The organism is Gemmatimonadota bacterium (assembly GCA_040882465.1).
Lineage (GTDB): Bacteria > Gemmatimonadota > Gemmatimonadetes > Longimicrobiales > Gaopeijiaceae > JBBEBG01.
This window is the reverse complement of sequence record JBBEBG010000031.1, coordinates 1-18,947: the sequence shown is the minus strand read 5'-3', so window position 1 is coordinate 18,947 and position 18,947 is coordinate 1. Positions and strand designations below refer to the sequence as shown.

18 protein-coding genes and 1 tRNA gene are annotated in these 18,947 nt (G+C 64.7%); 14 read left to right on the top strand and 5 right to left on the bottom strand.

Going from position 1 to position 18,947, the window contains the following annotated elements:
* Positions 1-128: 128 nt before the first annotated feature.
* Genes pyrR through WEG36_11410 form a run of 3 tightly spaced genes read left to right on the top strand, consistent with a single transcriptional unit; the run spans position 129 to position 2,940 of the window.
* On the top strand, positions 129-689 hold the full coding sequence (gene pyrR, locus WEG36_11420) for a bifunctional pyr operon transcriptional regulator/uracil phosphoribosyltransferase PyrR (protein ID MEX1258216.1): 561 nt from the start codon (positions 129-131) through the stop codon (positions 687-689).
* Positions 686-1,657 carry an aspartate carbamoyltransferase catalytic subunit gene (locus WEG36_11415; protein ID MEX1258215.1) on the top strand — a complete coding sequence of 324 codons (972 nt, stop codon included), beginning with the start codon at positions 686-688 and terminating at the stop codon, positions 1,655-1,657. The genes pyrR and WEG36_11415 overlap by 4 nt, the downstream gene beginning before the upstream one ends.
* Positions 1,654-2,940, top strand: coding sequence for a dihydroorotase (locus WEG36_11410; protein MEX1258214.1), 1,287 nt, complete (start codon positions 1,654-1,656; stop codon positions 2,938-2,940). Before WEG36_11415 ends, WEG36_11410 begins: the two co-directional genes overlap by 4 nt.
* A 30-nt stretch (positions 2,941-2,970) precedes the next feature.
* Here WEG36_11410 and WEG36_11405 read toward each other — a convergent pair whose 3' ends face one another.
* Together WEG36_11405 and rpsT are read right to left on the bottom strand one after the other, a co-directional pair.
* A complete protein-coding gene (locus WEG36_11405; protein MEX1258213.1) occupies positions 2,971-4,563 on the bottom strand; it encodes a M28 family peptidase in 1,593 nt (530 codons plus the stop codon).
* Between the two features lie 160 nt (positions 4,564-4,723).
* The gene (rpsT, locus tag WEG36_11400; protein MEX1258212.1) at positions 4,724-4,984 is read right to left on the bottom strand and encodes a 30S ribosomal protein S20; all 261 of its coding nucleotides are present in this window, start codon (positions 4,982-4,984) and stop codon (positions 4,724-4,726) included.
* A gap of 140 nt (positions 4,985-5,124) precedes the next feature.
* On the opposite strand from rpsT, the gene WEG36_11395 reads away from it, so the two are divergent.
* From WEG36_11395 to WEG36_11380, 4 genes are read left to right on the top strand one after another with little or no spacing between them, the layout of a single operon-like run.
* On the top strand, positions 5,125-5,799 hold the full coding sequence (locus WEG36_11395) for a site-2 protease family protein (protein ID MEX1258211.1): 675 nt from the start codon (positions 5,125-5,127) through the stop codon (positions 5,797-5,799).
* Positions 5,796-6,572 carry a segregation/condensation protein A gene (locus WEG36_11390; GenBank protein MEX1258210.1) on the top strand — a complete coding sequence of 259 codons (777 nt, stop codon included), beginning with the start codon at positions 5,796-5,798 and terminating at the stop codon, positions 6,570-6,572. Before WEG36_11395 ends, WEG36_11390 begins: the two co-directional genes overlap by 4 nt.
* Complete coding sequence (scpB, locus tag WEG36_11385; protein MEX1258209.1) at positions 6,569-7,180, top strand: SMC-Scp complex subunit ScpB; 612 nt, start codon at positions 6,569-6,571, stop codon at positions 7,178-7,180. The genes WEG36_11390 and scpB overlap by 4 nt, the downstream gene beginning before the upstream one ends.
* On the top strand, positions 7,177-7,977 hold the full coding sequence (locus WEG36_11380; GenBank protein MEX1258208.1) for a pseudouridine synthase: 801 nt from the start codon (positions 7,177-7,179) through the stop codon (positions 7,975-7,977). Before scpB ends, WEG36_11380 begins: the two co-directional genes overlap by 4 nt.
* Here WEG36_11380 and WEG36_11375 read toward each other — a convergent pair.
* A complete protein-coding gene (locus WEG36_11375; protein MEX1258207.1) occupies positions 7,901-8,575 on the bottom strand; it encodes a protein-L-isoaspartate(D-aspartate) O-methyltransferase in 675 nt (224 codons plus the stop codon). The two genes, WEG36_11380 and WEG36_11375, sit on opposite strands and share 77 nt — an antisense overlap.
* A gap of 127 nt (positions 8,576-8,702) precedes the next feature.
* Here WEG36_11375 and WEG36_11370 point away from each other — a divergent pair, with 127 nt between their 5' ends.
* The 3 genes from WEG36_11370 to WEG36_11360 all read left to right on the top strand — a co-directional run bounded on the left by WEG36_11370 (position 8,703) and on the right by WEG36_11360 (position 12,069).
* Positions 8,703-9,800, top strand: a complete 1,098-nt coding sequence (locus WEG36_11370) for a hypothetical protein (protein MEX1258206.1) — start codon at positions 8,703-8,705, stop codon at positions 9,798-9,800.
* Positions 9,801-9,866: 66 nt separating this feature from the next.
* A tRNA-Ile gene (locus WEG36_11365) sits at positions 9,867-9,940 on the top strand.
* A gap of 1,019 nt (positions 9,941-10,959) precedes the next feature.
* Positions 10,960-12,069, top strand: coding sequence for an ImmA/IrrE family metallo-endopeptidase (locus tag WEG36_11360; protein MEX1258205.1), 1,110 nt, complete (start codon positions 10,960-10,962; stop codon positions 12,067-12,069).
* 41 nt (positions 12,070-12,110) lie between these two features.
* Here WEG36_11360 and WEG36_11355 read toward each other — a convergent pair whose 3' ends face one another.
* Positions 12,111-13,397, bottom strand: coding sequence for a site-specific integrase (locus tag WEG36_11355; protein MEX1258204.1), 1,287 nt, complete (start codon positions 13,395-13,397; stop codon positions 12,111-12,113).
* A gap of 33 nt (positions 13,398-13,430) precedes the next feature.
* On the opposite strand from WEG36_11355, the gene WEG36_11350 reads away from it, so the two are divergent.
* The gene (locus tag WEG36_11350; GenBank protein ID MEX1258203.1) at positions 13,431-14,522 is read left to right on the top strand and encodes an IS630 family transposase; all 1,092 of its coding nucleotides are present in this window, start codon (positions 13,431-13,433) and stop codon (positions 14,520-14,522) included.
* 139 nt (positions 14,523-14,661) lie between these two features.
* Here the strand turns inward: WEG36_11350 and WEG36_11345 are convergent, their stop codons facing one another.
* On the bottom strand, positions 14,662-15,345 hold the full coding sequence (locus WEG36_11345) for a hypothetical protein (protein MEX1258202.1): 684 nt from the start codon (positions 15,343-15,345) through the stop codon (positions 14,662-14,664).
* 121 nt (positions 15,346-15,466) lie between these two features.
* On the opposite strand from WEG36_11345, the gene WEG36_11340 reads away from it, so the two are divergent.
* The 3 genes from WEG36_11340 to WEG36_11330 all read left to right on the top strand — a co-directional run bounded on the left by WEG36_11340 (position 15,467) and on the right by WEG36_11330 (position 18,935).
* Positions 15,467-15,874 carry a helix-turn-helix domain-containing protein gene (locus WEG36_11340; GenBank protein MEX1258201.1) on the top strand — a complete coding sequence of 136 codons (408 nt, stop codon included), beginning with the start codon at positions 15,467-15,469 and terminating at the stop codon, positions 15,872-15,874.
* A 263-nt stretch (positions 15,875-16,137) separates the two neighbouring features.
* Positions 16,138-17,412: an ATP-binding protein gene (locus WEG36_11335; GenBank protein MEX1258200.1), complete on the top strand. Its 1,275-nt coding sequence runs from the start codon at positions 16,138-16,140 to the stop codon at positions 17,410-17,412.
* Positions 17,413-17,876: 464 nt separating this feature from the next.
* Entirely contained in the window at positions 17,877-18,935 is a 1,059-nt protein-coding gene (locus tag WEG36_11330; GenBank protein ID MEX1258199.1) for an IS630 family transposase, read from the top strand.
* Positions 18,936-18,947 lie beyond the last annotated feature (12 nt).

The window sequence follows — 18,947 nt, the reverse complement described above, 5'->3', positions numbered from 1 at the left end:
CCCCGATTGTAAAGGCGAAAGCATGGCGGGGCGGCGCGGATTCTCGGCCTCGGGACGGGCTGGAAAGTTATCGGGGCCTCGACTACCTTTGGCCGGCCGATCCATCCCCTGCTACCCGAGAGATCGGAATGACCGAGGACGAGCGGGTCACCCTCCTCGACCACGAAGGCGTGGAACGCATCCTGGCCAGGATGGCCCGTGAAATCGTCGAACGGAACAGCGGAATCGGGCGCCTGGTCCTTCTCGGAATCCAACGGCGGGGAGTGGAGCTCGCCGAGCGGATCCGCTCCCTGATCGAGGAAGAAGAGGGCGCGAAGGTCCCGGGCGGCGCCCTCGACATCACCCTCTACCGAGACGACCTCGGGGCCGTCGGCCCCCGCCCCGTCGTGGGGGAGTCCAACCTCCCGATGGAGGGGGTGGACGACCGCACGGTCGTCGTCGTGGACGACGTTCTCTTCACGGGGCGGACTGCCCGCGCGGCCATGGACGAGCTGATGGATTGGGGCCGCCCTTCGCGCATCATGCTCTGTGTCCTCGTGGATCGTGGGGGGCGAGAGCTCCCCATTCAGCCCGACATCGTGGGGAGGAAAGTCGGGGTCCTTCCCGGGCAGCGGGTGGACGTGAGGGTTCCCGAGCTGGATGGACGGCTCGCCGTGGAGCTCTCCCGCATCCCGAAGACGGCCGCTTGAATCGCACGGCCTCCTCTCTCGGCAAGGACCTCGTAGGGATCGAGGGGCTTTCGGCGGACCAGATCGTCTCCATCCTCGACACGGCCGAGCCCTTCAAGGAAATCTCCGAGCGGAGGATCAAGAAGGTCCCCGTCCTCCGCGGCAAAACCATCGTCAATCTCTTCCTCGAACCCTCGACCCGGACGCGCATCTCCTTCGAATTCGCGGAAAAGCGGCTGAGCGCCGATACGGTGAACATCACCGCCACCGGGTCGTCCGTCGTCAAGGGCGAGACTCTCGTGGACACCGCGCGGAACCTCGAGGCGATGCGGATCGACATGGTTGTCATCCGGCATGGGTCGTCCGGGGCGGCGCGATTCCTTGCGGAGCGAATTCCATCCAACGTCGTCAACGCGGGTGACGGCTCGCACGAGCACCCGACCCAGGCGCTCCTCGATCTCCTCACGATTCGCGATCACTTCGGGAAGATCGAAGGGCTCAAGGTTTGCATCATCGGCGACATCCTCCACTCCCGCGTGGCCCGGTCGAACATCTTCGGGCTCCTCAAGCTCGGAGCCGAGGTGGCGGTCTGCGGGCCGATGACGCTTCTCCCGACCGGAATCGACGCCCTCGGGGTGCACGTGTTCCGACGGGTCGAGGAGGCGATCGAGTGGGCGAACGTCGTGAACGTCCTGCGGCTCCAGCTCGAGCGGATGAAAGCCGGATTCGTCCCATCGCTCCGCGAATACAACCGGATCTACGGGGTCTCGACGGCGCGCCTGAAGAAGGCCGGTCCGGACTTTCTCGTCCTCCATCCGGGACCGATGAACCGGGGCGTGGAAATCGACTCCGACGTCGCGGACGGGCCGCATTCGGTGATTTTGCGCCAGGTCACGAACGGGGTTGCCGTGAGGATGGCTGTGCTCTACCTCCTCGCGGGTGGAATGCCCGAGCAGGCCGAGGCGGCGAAGCAGGGGGACGTCGGATGAGCGCGCGGACGATCCTTTTCCAGGGCGGACGCATCGTGGATCCTTCTCAGGGGCTCGACGGCGTCCTCGATCTTCTCGTGGTCTCAGGGAAAGTCGCGAAAGTCGGGAAGGGACTCGAGGCTCCGGAAAACGCGCGGGTCGTTTCCTGCGAGGCGCGGCTGGTCCTTCCCGGGCTCGTGGACGTCCATGTCCATCTCCGGGAGCCCGGGGCCGAACACAAGGAGACGATCGCGTCAGGGGCTCGGGCGGCGGTGGCGGGTGGGTTCACCTCCATCTGCGCGATGCCGAACACCGATCCCGTGATCGATTCACCGGCGACCGTCGGCTTCGTCGCCGCGGCGGGACGAGAGGCCGGACTCGCGCGTGTCTATCCGGTCGGCGCGATCTCGGTCGGTCAAAGGGGTGAGCAGCTCACCGAGATCGGAGAGCTCGTGGAAGCGGGCGCCGTGGCGATCACCGACGACGGGAGCCCCGTGATGGATTCCGGGCTGATGCGGATGGCCCTCGAGTACTCGCGGGCCTTCGACATTCCGGTCGCTGATCACCCGGAAGACATGGGACTTTCACGCGGCGGCGTCATGAACGAAGGTCTCGTTTCCGCCCGCCTCGGCCTCCAGGGCAAGCCGAACGCATCGGAGGACGTGCATATCGCGCGGGACCTCCTCGTGGCCGAGCTCACTGGGGGGCACATCCACCTCCAACACGTCTCGACTCGTCTCGGCGTGGATCTCATCCGGCGGGCGAAGGCGCGCGGAGTTCGTGTCACGGCCGAGGCGACTCCCCACCACCTCCTCCTCACCGAAACCTCCGTCGAGGGTTACCGCACCGACGCGAAGATGAATCCACCCCTCCGCACGGAGGCGGATCGCGCCGCGGTCGAGGAAGGGTTTCTGGATGGGACGCTCGACACCCTGGCGACGGACCACGCGCCGCATCACTACGACGAAAAGGAGCAGGCCTTCGACGACGCTCCATTCGGAATCGTTGGGCTGGAGACGGCGCTCGGGCTCCTGCTCACGCATTTCGTCGAGGCGGGAAAACTCGATCTCCTCGCCCTGGTCGAACGGATGAGCCTGAATCCCGCGCGAGCCTTCGGGCTCAAGGCGGGGACGCTCGCGGACGGAGCGCCCGGAGATGTCACGGTCGTGGATCCGGAACTCGAGTGGACCGTGGACCCGACGGCCTTCCATTCGAAGTCGCGTAACACCCCCTTCAAGGGACAGGTCCTGAGGGGCCGGGCCGTGCTCACGGTCGTCGCTGGACGGGTCGTTCACGAGCTGTGAGGCGGCGGGCCGGGTTTCCCGGCTTCGCTGTCAGGGATTGATCAACTCGGCGGGGGCGCCGCTCATCTCCTTCAGAAAATAAGCGAAGAACCGCGCCGCCCGCTCGAGTCCCGGCGCGGAGACCACGTCGAGGACCTCCCCGCTCGTGTGATAGAGAGGAGGGGCCTGCATCACCGTGACGCGCGCAACGCCGAGCGGGCCGTATCCTCCGGTCTCCCCGCTCGACATCGCAGAGCCCTCGGAAACGAGATTCACCCCGTAGCGGGCGACCCCCTCCTGCAGCACCTCTTCGATGAAGGGCGAACGGTTCGTGACGCCCGCGACGATGGGCGCCTCGCCCGAGCCGGCGATGTACTCTCGGTATCCGTCCGGGAAGACGCTGCGGGCCGGCGAGATGTTCCGCTGGGCCACGTGTTCGATATTGATGACGAGAACGGCATTTCGGGCGAGGTCCGGATTCATCGCGATGAAATTTCCAGGGCCGTTCAGTCCGGGCGTGTGGTGCCCGGCGCTGGCGACAAAGACGAGCGTTCGCTCGAGGCGGTTCTCGGGCGCCGCGAAGTGCCGGGCGAGGGCGACCAGGACGGCGAGGCCGTCGCCATTGTCTCCGGCTCCGTCGAACCAGGCATCCGCGTGCGCGTTCAGCACGATCGCCTCCTCGCTCGCGCTTCCGGGAATCACGGCGATCCCGTTCACCGCCTCGAGCCCGGAAAACGCCTGGGCACGAAGCGTCAGGCTGACGCGGACCCGATCCGCGACTCCCGCCTCGGTCGCTTCGCTCAGGAGCTTCTCGAGAAAAAATCCGTCCCGTCCCCCGAGGTTGAAGCAAGGCCCGCCACAATTGCTGAAGTCGCGGGAGCGTTCGTTTCCGGGAAGGTGGACGGCGTTCAGGACCGCGACCGCACCGCGGTCCATGAGATCCTGCGCACGGGAGACGGTCGGCCCACGCTCGAAGACCATGTGGCCCTGCGGGATGACGGTCTGGAGGACCACCTTTCCCGAGACATCCACGCCCTCGAGCTCTGCCGGGGTCGCGTTGCCCACGTAAATGAGGGACGCCGTCAGCGTCCCACCCGGGATCTCGGAAGGCGAAAGGGGCATCGCCGATTCGAGGACGACGTCGGCGCTCCCGGGCCCGAAGGCGGGGTCTCCGAGGAGCCGTACCTCCCACAAAAGAGGGAGCCAGAGCGAGGCGTTTCCCGACTGCTGGAAGGACTGGAGCTCGACTCGTTCGATTTCCGCTTCGCGAAACTTCTGGGTGGCCCATTCGATCGTCCGGGCGCTCGAGGGGAAGCCGGTGATCCGGCCCCAGAGCTGCCCGTCTCCGACTTCGCGCCGGAGGCGGCTGTCGCGCGAGAAATCAACGATTGCCCCAAGGTCCTCGAAGATCTGCGCCGCTTCGAGCTCGGGGCTCCCGCCCTCGCCTGCCGGAACGGTCGCCGGAATCACCCGGGGCCCGATGATCACCGGAGCGGCGTGCGGGAGGAAGCCGGGAGGGAGGGGGAGCCCAAACCAGGGCTCCGCGGGGACGGACGACTGAGCGGACGCGGGGAGCGCGGTCCAGGGTTGGGACAGGACGGCGAGCGTCGCGAAAAGAAGTGCCGGCCGGCGGAACGGTCCCATGGCATCCTCCCGGGAGTGAGTGGATTCGATCGAACCCATCTTACCTAGGCGGTGGGGCCGGGGACAGCCGAACCGAAAGCGAGTGGGGGGACGGCCGAGCGGACGTTCTGCGTGCCCGAGGGAGCGCGAAAACCGGGAAGTGCGGCGGGGTATGCCGCCGTCAGCGCCCCGAAAGCCGACTGACGTGCGCCTGGAGCTGACTCTTGACCCGGGCGACCCGGTTCGGATGGATGAGGTTGGTCCGGCCGGCCCGGTCGAGCAGCGCGACCGCCTCGAGAAGGCTGGTCCCGGCCGCAGCGGCGTCGGGCGCCTGGCGGACCTTCTTCACGGCCGTACGGATCCGTGCCCGGGCGGCCCGATTCTGGACCGTCCACTTCCGGGACAGGTGCATCCGCTTCTTGGCGCTCTTGATCCTCGGCATGCGACCCTCAGGGTGTGGCGTACGGCCTGGAAAAGCTCGAAAAGATACAGCTGAGGGGCCGGGAGATCAACGGTGGGGGGCCTTCCGGAGTCCCCCTGGGCAGCCCGCGGACGACGGCCACGAGGTCGGACCGGGCGGGGGTGGTATCGGGTCACCGGCTAGAATACCTTTCCGGCCTCATGGACCTGATCCTCCTCATCGGTATCCTCCTCCTTTCCGTCATCCTCCACGAGGTCGCCCACGCGTGGGTGGCGCGTCGCGAGGGGGACGACACGGCGGAGCGGCTGGGGCGCATCACCCTGAACCCGATTCCGCATCTGGACCCGATCGGTTCGATCCTCATTCCGGTCGTGCTCGCCTCGCTCCCCGGGGGATTCATCTTCGGCTGGGCGAAGCCCGTCCCGGTGAACCCGGCGAACTTCCGGGATCCCGTTTGGGGAGATATCCGGGTCTCACTGGCCGGGATCGCGGTGAACCTCCTGCTTGCCCTCGTCTTTGCGCTGGCCATGATCCCCCTGGTGCGCTTCGCTCCCGCGGGCGGCGCCTGGGGCTACGTGGAGTCTGCCCTTTACTACGGCGTCCTGATCAACGTGATCCTCGCCGTGTTCAACCTGATTCCGGTTCCCCCGCTCGACGGCTCGCACGTCGTGCGCCACCTGCTTCCCCAGGCCCTCCGGGGCGCCTACGACGCATTCGGGCGATTCGGCGCGATCGCGCTTCTCGCCTTCCTTTTCTTCGTCCCCGGGGGATTCGGGCTCGTCATGGGGCCGGTCACTTTCATCGTGGACTCGCTCTTCGCGGTGCTCGGCCTGTGACGACGGTGTCCCCGCCGGCTCGAACTCCCCGCGACGACGACGAGCGTTTCGTCATCGACATCGAGCGCTTCCAGGGACCGCTCGACCTCCTCCTGCACCTCATCCGGCAGCAGGACATCGACATCTTCGATATCCCCATCGCCCGGATCACGAAGCAGTTCCTCGGCGCCGTGCAGGGAATCGGTGCGGGGAATCTCGATTCCGCGGGCGAGTTCCTCGAGATGGCCGCGACGCTTGTCCGCATCAAGGCCCAGCTGCTCCTCCCGAAGCCCCTGGAGGCGGAGGACGAGGATCCGCGGGCGGAGCTGGTGCGGCGCCTCCTCGAATACGAGCAGATCCAGGAGATCACCGGGCGCCTCGCGGCTGCGGAGGCCCATCGGGCGCGGCGGTTCGGAAAGGGATACCTCCCGGTGCGCCCGATGCCCGAGGCGGATGAGCTCCCGCTCGAAACCACGTGGGACGAGCTTTTCCAGGCTGCGCTAGCCGTGAAGCTCCTCGATCCCCTCGATCGAGAGCACCGGGTCACGCCCCGAACGATTACCATGGATGAGAAGGCCGACCTGATCCTGGAGGCGCTCCGTAGCGCGACGAGCGTCGAGTTCCGGCGTCTCCTGGAGCCCTTCCGCGAGAAAATGCACGGGGTGATGACTTTGCTGGCGGGTTTGGAGCTTTCCCGCCGGCGCCGGGTCCTCCTCCGCCAGACCGAACCGTTTCACGAGCTCTGGGTCCACCGTAGGGCCGATTCCGACGAGGAGGAGGGAGAACCGACGTGAGGAGCGAGCAAATCGTGGAGGCGGTCCTTTTTGCGAGCGACGCCCCGCTTCGCGCCGAAGAGATCGCGAGGGCGGACGAGTCGTTGGACGAGGATGCGGTCGAGGAGGCGATCCGGGTCCTGCGGACGAGGTACGCGGCGGGCGAGCAGGCCTTCGAAGTCGTCGAGATCGCCGAAGGATTCCAGCTCCTCACGCGCCCGGAGTTCGCGCCCTATCTCGAGCGCTTCGACACCGTCCCGCGGCCCGGGCGGCTCTCCGGTCCTGCTCTGGAGACCCTCGCCATCGTCGCCTACCGGCAGCCGATCGGACGACTCGAAATGGAGTACGTCCGGGGCGTCGGTTCCGTCGGGGTCATCCGCACCCTCCAGGACCGGGGGCTGATCGAAGTCGCCGGGCGGGCCGAGGGCCTCGGCCGCCCCCTCCTCTACGGCACCACCGTCACCTTTCTGGAGCACTTCGGGTTTCGCTCGCTCGAAGACCTCCCCCGCCCCGAAGAGCTCCCCATCATTCTCCGGGACCGGACCATTCCCGTCCTCCCGGAGGAGTCGAACGGGTCACCGGCGGCAGGCGACGAGGAGGTCGGCGAGGGATTCGGCGAAGAGGCGTGAGCTCTCCCGGGCTACGGCTCCAGAAGGTTCTCTCGAGAGCGGGGGTCGCTTCGCGGCGGGAGGCCGAAGAGATGATCCTTCGCGGGCGGGTGCGCGTGAACGGGGAACGGGTCTCCGAACTGGGCACGCGAGTGGACCCGGCCCGGGACAGAATCGAGGTGGATGGCCGCGAGATCTCGCAGGATCCCATCCGTTGGATTCTCCTGAACAAGCCGCGTGGGACCGTGACCACCCGTCGAGATCCCCAGGGTCGCCCGACGGTCTATTCCCTCCTCCCCCCAAAGGATCGGCAGCTCCGCTACGTGGGGCGCCTGGACCAGGAGACCGATGGGCTTCTCCTGTTCACCAACGACGGCGATCTCTTGCACGCGTTGACCCATCCGTCCGGCGAGGTGGCGCGCGAATACCGGGCGGTCGTGGGAGGGGTGCCGGACCGGGACGCCCTTGCGGCTCTCCAGTCCGGGGTCGAGCTGGAGGACGGCGTGGCGAAGGCCGAGCGGGTCCGGATCGAAGAGACGCTCAAGGGCGGAAAGGGCGTGGTGATGACTCTGGTCCTCCGAGAAGGACGCAAGCGCGAGGTCCGGCGCTTGCTGGAGACCGTCGGTCACTCCGTCCAGCGCCTCTCCCGGATCGCCTTTGGCCCGATCACGCTGGCCGGCTTGGCACCCGGAGAGTCTCGGGAGCTGACTAAAATGGAAGTGGACGCCCTGCGAAAGGAGGTCACGCGCGCAAGCGCTCGGACCAGGTCGGGCTCCACCCCTCGGCGCCCACGAGGGGGACGAAGCGGCACTCCATGAGGACCTCCGGTTCCGCCTCCCGCCCATCGTCCTGCCGCGAGATCCGGATGAGCTCCTGGAGGGACCGGGATCCCACCGGGACGACGAGGCGGCCTCCGGGCCCGAGCTGGGACTTGAGCGCCGCCGGGACCGACGGACCCCCCGCCGTCACCAGGATCGCGTCGTAGGGGGCGCCTTCCGGCCACCCCTTGGTGCCGTCTCCGATCAGATATCGGACGTTCGCGAAACCGAGGCGATCGAGACGGGCGTGTGCTTCCTCGGCGAGGACGGGATCGCGCTCCACTGTCCACACCTCCGCCGCGATCGAAGCCAAAACCGCGGTCTGGTACCCGGTCCCCGTCCCGACTTCGAGGACGCGGTCTTCGTCCGCGAGGCCGAGAGCCTGAGTCATGGCCCCCACGATATAGGGCTGGGAGAGGGTCTGGCCGCGGCCGATCGGCAGGGCGGCGTCCCCGTAGACCTCTTCGGGAAGCGCTCTCCTCCCCGCCGGAAGGAACTCCTCACGGGGGAGTCGGCGCATGGCGCCGAGCACGCGGGGATCGTGGATCCCTCGCGCCTCGAGATCGTGCTGGATCATGCGGGCCCGTGCCCGCGACATGGCTCCGTTCACGGGTCGGGCTACCCTCGTGAAGCTCCGGAGTTCTGGGAACCCCTGACGCCTTTGGGGGGAAACATGAGCGGCAGGCCTACGGCAGGGCGCAGAAACCCAGATCCCAAGGAACCGAATGCTGACGCGGGACGACTTGGCTCGATTGCACCGGGAGTGGCAAGAAACGAAAGTCCTGAGCGTGTACCTCGACGGAAGCAACCACGACTTCGCGGAACGCGGGGTCTGGCGGAAGCGCTTCGAACGCGCTCTCGCGGATCTGAGGAAGTCGCTGGAGTCGTCCGGGGCGGGGGATTCCGGGGACTTCGAGGCGGCTGCCAAGCGTATTGAGGGCCAGCTCTCCCAATACGAACAGTTCCTCCCCGGCCGCGCATGGGTCGGATTCGCGACGGGCGATCGGCTGATCTACGGTGAAGCCGTTCCCGTCCCGATGCCCGATCTCGCGCGATGGGATGCGGGGATTAGAATCGCGCCGTACGTGCGGGCACTGAAGCAGGAGCGGCTCGTGGTTACCGTCCTCGTCGATTCGCGAAAGGCACGAATCTTCGAATACGCGGACGGAATTCTCACCGAAAGGGAAGACCTGCTGAGTGACGCCGTCCTCGAAGACTTTGCGAGCATCAACATCTCGAAGCGGGCCACGGGGTACACGGGTGTGCGCGGGAAAACGGGCACCGATGCGGCACAATGGTCCCAGGAGAACGAATCGGAGCGTCTCGTGAAGCGCGTGCATCAGGTCGTTGCCGACCGGACGGGTACCACAGGCTTCGTGGTGGTCGGCGGGCTCCCGGAGGCCATCGCCTCGACCGTAAACCAGTTCTCCCCTTCGCTCCGCGAGAGGACGGTGGAGCGGCCTTCCGCGTTCCTTGCCATGTCCGACGCCGAGGTCCGAGAACTCACCTCGGAGGCCGCTTCGGCGGTCCACCAGTCCATGCAGGCTGCGATGTTGGACGAAGTCGTGAATCATGCCATGGCGGGGGGAAAAGGTGCTCTTGGCGCGCGGGATGTGGAGCTGGCCCTGACGGAGGGAAGGGTGGACACCCTGCTCCTCAGCCGCAGCTACATTGTTGCGAATCCGGACTACGCCGATCGATTGGTGGGGATCGCGTTGGAAGGAGGGGCGGAGGTAGAGGAGTTGTCCCTCGAGGGCGCGGCGCGGCTCGACGCCGAAGGGCACGGGGTAGCGGCGCGCCTTCGGTACGTGGTCAAGTCCTGAACCGCAGCCTGGAGGGGGGGAGGAGAAGGGCGTAGCTTCCGGACCGGGCGGTCTCGGCCGCCCCACGGGCCCGTAGCTCAGTTGGTCAGAGCACTCGACTCATAATCGAAGGGTCGCAGGTTCAAGTCCTGCCGGGCCCACTGGGTAACTCGAAGCTCTCCAGCGTCTTACGGCGTCGGAGAGCTTCGAGTTTTCGGAGCGAAAAACGACCAGTGACGATAACAGTGACAAACGACCCCCTGTCCGGGCGTGAATCGGAGCCCTCTTGGACAGTGTCAGATCGCGCCGCGCTCCGGGTCACCCGGAGAGCCCGGGCGGCGCGGTGCGCCGTTTCCTTACTGCGGCTATGAGGGCTCGACTCGCGGAGCACTTAATTTACTGTTGCAAACTGCGCACCGTGCGCGTATCTTGGCTCCAATCAGTGGTTTGTCTCCCTTTGACTGGGCCAAAACGTGTACACTCAGACTCAGATCGAGCAGGAATTAGCTATTCGAATTCCTCGGGCTGTGCGAGGTGCGTTGGTTGGAGCGGTGCGCCAGTCATACCGTTTGGTGAAGACACAGTATCATGTACCTGAGGACGGCCATGATCGGCACACGTTCGGAAATCAGGTATGGAGGTTCATTTTCAAGCGGATACGCGATTACCTCCGGGCCGAAGGATCCAGCCATGGTCTCACACGGCACGAGGCACGGCGCGTCTTCTGGCTCAATTCGAACGGCACCATCCTGGCGTCATACCGGTTGCCGGAAGCGGAAAGCAAGTGGGAGGAGTCGTTCCCGCTCAATAACATTGGAGCAGGACTCCTTACCCAGATGAACTTGCGGCTTCAAGTGGAACTGTTTGATCAAAGCGAGCCAACCGGTCTACCGGCTGCATTGGTGTTGGCCCATACCGGAAACCCCGACGAAGGATGCACGGGCGTCTATTTGATGGAGCCGACTGCAGAGGACCAGGGTCGGATCGTCGAGTGGGGGTATACCGAGAGGCTTTGGGCTCCTGGTCAGGACATTGGTGATTTGCCGCAGCCCGTTCCGGTCGGCCCCGTGCTTCTGCCGCCTCGCGCCCTACCCGCAATCGAACAGAAAGAAACCTAGGCAGCCGGTGTGAATTGCCGTTTTCCCGAGCGCCCACGTGACCCCGCGAGGAGAGCCAAACATTGGAGCATCTGTTTGTTCCCGAGCGCCTGACGGTGATCCGCGAAGCTCGGGAGTGGTCCAGGAAAGATCTCGCCGATCGCGTCGGCGTGACTCCCGCTGCAATTACGCAATTCGAAAACGGAGACGCAGCTCCCTCCGACGAGACCGTCCGGCGTCTCGCTGATGTTCTCGGTGTACGACCGGAGTTCTTCTCATTTACTCTCCCCACGCGCTTGACGATCGAGCGATGTCACTTTCGCCAGCAGCGATCGGCCGGCGTTAGAGAGAAGCGCAAGGTTGTCGCCAACGGCCAGCTCCGCCTCGAAATCATCGAGCGACTCGCGGACTACTTGACCTTTCCGTCGGTCCGTATCCGACATGTCAGTATTCCGGTACACGGGGCCACGGCCGCAGTCGAGAATTTGGCCGAGGACCTGCGTCAGGAGTGGAGCCTTGGCCCCGGACCGATAGCAAATATGATCTGGTTGCTTGAGAACCTCGGCGCGGTGGTTCTTGAACTCGCGAGCCAAGACCAGCAGCTGGACGCCTTTTCGGGATGGTCGTCACAGCGACCCGTCATCTTTCTTGTTAGCAGCAAGTCGGCTTCGAGGCGCCGCTTTGACGCCGCTCATGAACTAGGGCACCTGCTGTTGCACTCTGATGCGATCCCCGGTGACAAAATCCTGGAAGCACAGGCGGATCGATTCGCTGGGGCGTTCCTACTACCACGAGCGCAGTTCGAGGTGGAATGTCCCCGAACTCTTTCCTGGGGACGGTTCATCGAACTAAAGGAACGCTGGAACGTGTCGCTCGCTGCCCTAGTCACGAGGGCCCACCAGCTTGAGATTTTTGGCGAGGCCACCTATCGGCGCGCATACGTGCAGCTCAACCGAAGAGGATGGCGGTGGGACGAACCTGCCGAGGGTGAGAAGGAACAGCCATCACTGGTGGCACAGGCCAGTAAGTCGCTTGCACAGCAGGGGCTCAGGATTGACGAGATCCTGCGGAGCAGCGGGTTGAGCAAGTTTGATGTGGCGTCATTGATCGAGCCGATGGCATCAGAGCTTCCCAACCAGCCACCGGATCCGAATGTGATTCCCTTTGCTAGGCCAGGTGCGCGCGGCGGATAAGACTGACATCCTGCCCTCTGGAAGATTGTTGGGATCCCGGCCTACCCCCGCGCATTCGGCCGCGCCCTCCGTGCCGCCTCCCTCCTCGCCGGGTCATGCCAGAGGCAGAGGCCGTGCTCGCTCAGCTTCCCGCGGACGCGGCACCGCTCGCCCCCTGGCGTGGTCGCCTGGCACTGTGCCGGCTTCCACGCGCGAACGGCGGTGAGCCGCTTTCCGAGGCACTTCTTGTGCTGGTCCGCGCGGAACTCCACCACCTCCGCCCGGTGCCGTACCTGGCCCAGGTGCCCGTACACCCGGTTCACCATCGCCATGCCTCCGTGCCCGAGCTCGCGGGCCACCGTGAAGGGGCTCACGGGGGCGCCCTGATCCAGGCTCTGGAGCCGGGCCGCGCAGTATGAGTGCCGGAACATCTTCGTCGTGAGCTGTCCGGCTTCCCAGCCCGCGCGTTCCGCGACTCCGTTCAGGGCCTTCCGCATGTCGTGGATCATCTTCCCGGTGCGAACGCTGGGGAAGAGGAGCCCGGAGGTGCGGCGAACCTTTGCCACCGGAGCCTTCCCGTTGGAGCTGGCGCCGCCCGAGAGGTACGCCTTGAGGATCTCGTGGAGCTGAGGCCAGAGGGGCACACTCCGGTGGGACGTAGCGGTTTTGAGCCGGCGCCACTCGTTCGGGCGAAAAGTGACCGTGCGCCGGTCGAAGCTCACGTCCTCGACTTCCAGGCCGAGAATCTCACTTTTCCGGCCGGTGAGAAGGAAGGTCGCGACCAGTGGGTCGAGATCACGAATCTCGTCGTCCCGCTCCGTGCGGTGTACGCGCGCGGCCTCGAGGACGAGAGCGCAGTCGTGGACTTCCAGCCACCGGGCCTCTTCCCGAACGGGTCTGGGCTTGTCCATCATGGCCGTCGGAGGGTTGAACCCCGGTGGCACGACGCCTTCCGCCTGGGCGCGGCGGTAAAGGTTGGAAAGCGCGCTCAGGTGCTGGCGAAGGCTGGAAGCGGTGAGTCCCCGGCCCCGGCGCCCCGGAAGCTTGGAAAGGTGATCCACCCATCGCTCCACGTCCGCCACGCCGATGCTGCCCACCTCCCGTTCGGAGCCGAAGAACTCCACGGCCCGCTGGAGCCGCAGCTCGATCTTGCCCAGTTCGACGACCGTGATCCGGTTCGCCTTGGCCTTCGCGATGAGGTGCTCCTGGACGAAGCGGGCAAGCGGGGCGTCCCGCGCCACTCCGAGAATCGCGCGGTTCCGTCGCTGGGCTACCAGCTGCTCTACGCGGTCGCCCACTAGTGTGATGTCCCAGAAGTAACTGTACAATAGATAGAAGGGGTCATACATTGACTTCCGGTACCCCAAACCGGGAGGAGAGCGATGACCCGAGGACGCCCGATGAAGCCTCTCGAGCTCAGCAACGGAGCGCGCGAGGAACTGGAATCGTTGGTACGATCACGGAGTTTGCCGGCCGGTCTCGTGCGTCGCGCGAGGACGGTGCTTCTCAGTGCCGACGGCCTGACCAACGGTGCGATCGCGCGCGAGGTTGGGATGACTCGCCAGACCGTGGGCAAATGGCGCGAACGCTTCCGCACCCAGGGGCTCATGGGCTTGTACGAAGAGCGCCGGCCTGGGAAGCCGCGAACGATCGAAGACGACGAGGTCATGCGGCTTCTCCAAAAGACTCTGGATACGAAGCCTCGCGATGGCAGCACCCAGTGGAGCTGCCGTTCCATGGCGAAAGCGACGAGCCTATCCAAGTCCACCGTTCAACGCGTCTGGTCCCTGTTCAACGTCCAGCCCCATCGGCAAAAGCACTTCAAGCTCTCCACGGATCCGTTCTTCGTCGAAAAGGTCCATGACATCGTTGGCCTCTACCTCAATCTCCCCGACCACGCCATGGTGCTCTGCGTCGACGAGAAGAGTCAGACCCAGGCGCTCGAGCGGACTCAGCCTCTCTTGCCCCTTGGCCTCGGCTACGTCGAGGGCGTCACCCACGACTACGTCCGTCACGGCACCACCACGCTCTTCGCTGCCCTCGATGTGGCGAGCGGCCAGGTCCTCGCGCGCTGCTCCCCTCGCCACCGCCACCAGGAGTTCCTGCGGTTCCTCAAGCATATCGATGCCAACGTTCCGCCCGAGCTCGACGTGCATCTCATCGTCGACAACTACAGCACCCATAAACACGCGAACGTTCGACACTGGCTCGCCGCTCGACCCCGCTACCACCTTCACTTCACTCCTACGTACTCGTCCTGGCTCAATCAGGTCGAGATCTGGTTCAACATCATTACTCAAAAGGCCATCCGCCGCGGCTCCTTCTCCTCCGTCGGCCAGCTCGTCGACCGCATCCGTCACTTCACCGACTCCTACAACCCCGACGCCCAACCGTTCTTGTGGACCGCCACCGCCGACTCCATCCTCCACAAGATCCAGAGACTATGTCATGCTATCTCTGGGACGGGACACTAGCTTGGCTGCCACATCCGCGTCCGTGGTCGCCCGCGCTGAGCCCTCCGGAATGAGAGCCTCGCGCCCGCCACCGAGATCGCGGAAGTCGCCGTAGGCTCGGCGCTCTCCGCCCTGCTCCCGCCAGTAGATCCGGCTTTCCCTACGCCTCGGCATCCGTGTCCTCCGTGCTGCGCACGCCAAGCCGACCGAAGGGGGCCGAGGATTCTGGATACAGGTGCCGAACCGCGGACGTCGCCATGACGGCGTAGTCCGTGAGGCTATCGTCGGGCAGGGAATCGAGGTCTACGCCGAAGATTCGTGGCGCGGCGGCAAGCACCTCTCCGAGGCGGCAGGCGAGGGCCCGGTTCGTGGTGTCGCTTGCATCGCTAACTGTTGAGGTGAGGCACTGCCACGAGTGCAGGATCACGGCCCGTCGGACTGCCGTGTCCAGGAGCCGCTCCGCGCCCTCTCCGAATCCCTCGCGGACTCCGGCGATCGCTTCCTCGAGCCCCTCAGCCGCTTCCACATCAGCGTCCCGCGCCACACCATCCTCCACCAGGTCGCTGATCTGCTGCTCCTTTTCCGTCATCTTGCCTTCGTTGAAGGCCAGCCACTCCCAGCGGATTCCGAGCACATCGGCAATCGCGCGGAGGAGCTCGATGCGGGGGGAGCGGACCTTGTCCTCGGCGTACTGACGAATCCCGCCATAGCTCGTGCCCCGCAGTCCCTCGTACTGATCGTGCATCGCCTTCGTCAGCGCCCGCACGCTCATCGGCCGGGGGCCTCTTGCGAGCGCCTGCGCCAGGCGGTCGGCGTATCCCTTTGTCCCTCTCTGGCGAACCACGATTGCCCTCCTGCGCTAGAAAGTCATACTTGCGCCAGCGGCAGTGTCGCGTTAGTATTATAGCGCATGCGTATGTTATGCACAAGTTAGTCGGCAGGTGGAGAGGGAGGAGGGGAGGGGGATGGGAAGGGAACTGCAGGGGAGCGCTGCTCAAGGGACCCATGATGCGCGGCTAAGGCTGGACGTCCATGCCCGACTTCGGCAGGCGCTTCAACCGATTCCGGATGGAGCGCTCGTACCGGTGGAGTGGGTGCGGGGCCTGGTGGAGGAGTGCGGGGGAGAGGCGGTGGATCTCACCGTCGAAGATGTGGCCGTTCTCATGAACCGTGGGGCGAGCACGATCCGGACGTGGTGCGCGTCGGGCCGACTCCCTGGTTCCTACCGGCTTCAGGGAAGGGAATGGCGCGTGCCCCGCACGGCGCTCCAGGCGCTCCGCAACGGAGCGATCGGCGCGGAGCGACGTTCAAACGGGCGGCCTACGCCGGATCTCGGCGAATGGAGGAAGCACATCCGGGAGGTGAGGCAGTGAACCCGAACACCGCCCCCTGCGGACCGAGATCTGCCAGCAACCTGAGTTGGTGAGGGCTGTCCGATCGGTCGGACGGGAGCGCGCCGCGTCGCCTGGGCCCCCCCGGAGAGCCCGGGCAGCGCCGCACGCGCTCCCCCTCATCGCCGCTGGAAGCGTGGAAGTGCCTGGGGATCCCGGGGGTAGCTTGCCTGTGGCGGATTGATGATCATGTCCGTGAATTCTGATGAAGGCAGTTCCACGGGGAAGGCTGGGAGTAGATCGCGGTGGACCTGAACGAGCTACAAAGGGTCGTTGCGAACGGCGAGTCGGAGGCCGTCGAGTTTAAGACGTCGACCGCACAGCTCCCGCGTGCCGGCGGCACGCTCTGCGCCTTCCTGAATGGCAACGGAGGTCTCGTGGTGATCGGCGTGGCGCCCGATGGAAAGATCGTCGGGCAGGATGTCGCGGACACGACGCAGCAGGACATTGCCCGGATGCTGGACCGCTTCGAACCACCGGCTCCCGTGGAGAGCCACATCCTTCCGATCCCTGGCACGACCAGATCGGTGATCGTTCTCCAGGCGCCGCGGATCGCCGATGCGCGACCATTCATCTACGATGGGCGACCCTACCAGCGTACAGGCACCACCACCTCACGTATGCCGCAGGAGCGGTACGAATCCCTCCTTTTGGAACGTGCCCATGCCCGAAGGCGGTGGGAGAATCAGCCAGCCGTGGGCGTCCGACTCGAGGATCTGGATCACGAGGAGATCCTGAGGACGCGGGAGGCCGCCATCCGCCACCGCCGCATTTCCGCCGGTACGAGCACGGACGTCGGTGACATCTTGGATCGGCTCGCCCTCCGCCGGGACGGCGTGATCACGCAAGCTGCCCAGATGCTCTATGGCACCCGGTTCCTGCCCGACTACCCGCAGGGGCGCTTGAAGCTGGGCCGCTTCCGCGGCGCGAAGATCACCGGGGAGATCTTGGACAACAAGCAGGAGTACATGCACGCGTTCGCGATGGTCCGCGAGGCGATGGCCTTCCTCGACCGCACCTTGCCTCTCTCGGCACGCTTCGTCGAGGGCCGGATCGAGCGCGAAGACCGGCTTCCTGTGCCGCCTGATGCGCTGCGGGAAGTGCTTCTCAACGCGGTCATGCACCGCGACTATGCCCAACCCGGCGGACATGTGGCCGTCGCCGTGTTCGACGATCGGATCGAGATCCGGAGCGACGGTGGACTTCCATCTGGAATCACCGCGGAAATGCTTTCCGGACCCCATCGGTCTGTCCTTCGCAACCCCCTCGTTGCCGAGACCTTTCACCGTACCGGGGCCGTCGAGGCCTGGGGGAGGGGCACGAACCGCGTCATCGAGGAGTGTGACCGATGGGGCGTCGAGCCACCGGTTTTCGAGGAACAGGCCGGTGCGCTCATCGTGACGTTCCGGGCGGCCATCGGCCCCACCCCGCAAGTCACCCCGCAAGTCACCCCGCAAGTCACCCCGCAAGTCACCCCGCAAGTCGCACGGGGTTTTGATTTCGAAGCGCGTCCCAAATAGAAACGCCCCGCAGAAGCAGGGCGTCGGGTCGGGGATACTATCCTTGACGGGGAGCGCCAAGCTATCTGGAACGCGCCACAGGCAAAGCCTTTTTGCGATTTCCCATCTTGGCGATCCGCTGGAAATGCCCATCATCACTCCATGAACCAGCGGTTCCCTCATCCACGCATTGTTGCGGCGAGAAAGGCGCTGGCCGCCAGGCCACCGGCTCCGCTGGAGAGTGTCCTCCAACAAGCCGCCGCCTCCCGCAAATTCATTGCCGATTGGCGTGCGAAGGGACTTCCCGATCTGCCACTGCGTCACGCCAAACGATAGGTCGCGAGGACTAACCTCAGAAAGGATGTGGAAGTCGGCGCGTCTGTCAAAATTTCAGGCAGGTTCTAGTGCATCGTCCATTAAATCTGTGTGCATTTGGAACGCTATGTGCTACCACTTGAGCCATGGCTCGAATAGCGGAATCCCTTATGTTAAATCCCGATCAGATCTCCCATCTTGAAGCATTGTTGCGGCGAAATACTCTGGAACAGCGTGTGGCGAAAAGATGCCGAGTGCTATTGCTGGCCGCAGAAGGCGTGAGCAATGTTGAGATTGGAACAAAACTCGATCTGCACAGGAACGGCGTCTGTAAGATCCGAAATCGCTTCATAGAAGTTGGACTCGACTGCCTTGAAGACGCAGCCCGTCCGGGCAAGCCTCCCATACATACAGCACTAACAAAGCAAAGGATTGTGACCGCAGTATGCGGCAAGCCACCCAAGGGATTGAGCAGGTGGAGTACTCGCTCCCTCGCGAGCAAACTAAAACTTTCCAAATCGTTCGTGCATGGGGTACTCGTGGAACACGACCTTCACCCTCACCGGTTGCGGACATTCAATTTCAGCCCGGATCCCATGTTCGAGGAGAAGCTTTTGGAAGTCGTCGGACTTTACATGAATCCGCCCAAGAACGCCCTGGTGCTGTGCATGGACGAGAAAACCGGGATACAGGCGCTCGACCGGACCCAGCCGGTTCTTCCCCTGCGCAGCGGAAAGCCCCGCCTATGGAGCAACGAATACGTCAGGCATGGAACGCAAACCATGCTCGCCGCGATCGAGATTGAGACGGGTAAGGCCACGACATGGGTGAACAAAACCCGCAAGGCTGCGGATTTCGTCACATTCATGAATCAGGTCATCAGAGAATATCCCGGGCAGCGGCTTTGCGTGGTGATGGATAATCTCAACACACACAAGGGAAAGATGGCGCAAGAGTGGTTGGACAAACATCCCAAAGTCACATTTCACTATACCCCGACACACGCAAGTTGGGTAAATTTGGCGGAGTGCTTCTTCTCCATTTTGACGAGACAGGGCCTTCAGCAGTCGGTTCACCGGTCGAATCGAGAACTCGTTGGGTTTCTCAAAGACTATGTGAATCGATATAACAAAACTTGTGGTCCATTCGTCTGGACTAAGGGTCCCGAGAAACTCAAAAAAATTATTGAACTCACCAAGAAATATCAAAACCAAATGCACACCAATTAACGGAACGATGCA

Excerpts from the sequence above, each read along its gene's own strand:
- pyrR (MEX1258216.1), top strand. The coding sequence starts at position 129 with ATGACCGAGGACGAGCGGGTCACCCTCCTCGACCACGAAGGCGTGGAA.
- WEG36_11410 (MEX1258214.1), top strand. The coding sequence starts at position 1,654 with ATGAGCGCGCGGACGATCCTTTTCCAGGGCGGACGCATCGTGGATCCT.
- WEG36_11405 (MEX1258213.1), bottom strand. The coding sequence starts at position 4,563 with ATGGGACCGTTCCGCCGGCCGGCACTTCTTTTCGCGACGCTCGCCGTC.
- rpsT (MEX1258212.1), bottom strand. The coding sequence starts at position 4,984 with ATGCCGAGGATCAAGAGCGCCAAGAAGCGGATGCACCTGTCCCGGAAG.
- WEG36_11375 (MEX1258207.1), bottom strand. The coding sequence starts at position 8,575 with ATGTCGCGGGCACGGGCCCGCATGATCCAGCACGATCTCGAGGCGCGA.
- WEG36_11370 (MEX1258206.1), top strand. The coding sequence starts at position 8,703 with ATGCTGACGCGGGACGACTTGGCTCGATTGCACCGGGAGTGGCAAGAA.
- WEG36_11355 (MEX1258204.1), bottom strand. The coding sequence starts at position 13,397 with ATGTATGACCCCTTCTATCTATTGTACAGTTACTTCTGGGACATCACA.
- WEG36_11350 (MEX1258203.1), top strand. The coding sequence starts at position 13,431 with ATGACCCGAGGACGCCCGATGAAGCCTCTCGAGCTCAGCAACGGAGCG.
- WEG36_11340 (MEX1258201.1), top strand. The coding sequence starts at position 15,467 with ATGGGAAGGGAACTGCAGGGGAGCGCTGCTCAAGGGACCCATGATGCG.
- WEG36_11330 (MEX1258199.1), top strand. The coding sequence starts at position 17,877 with ATGTTAAATCCCGATCAGATCTCCCATCTTGAAGCATTGTTGCGGCGA.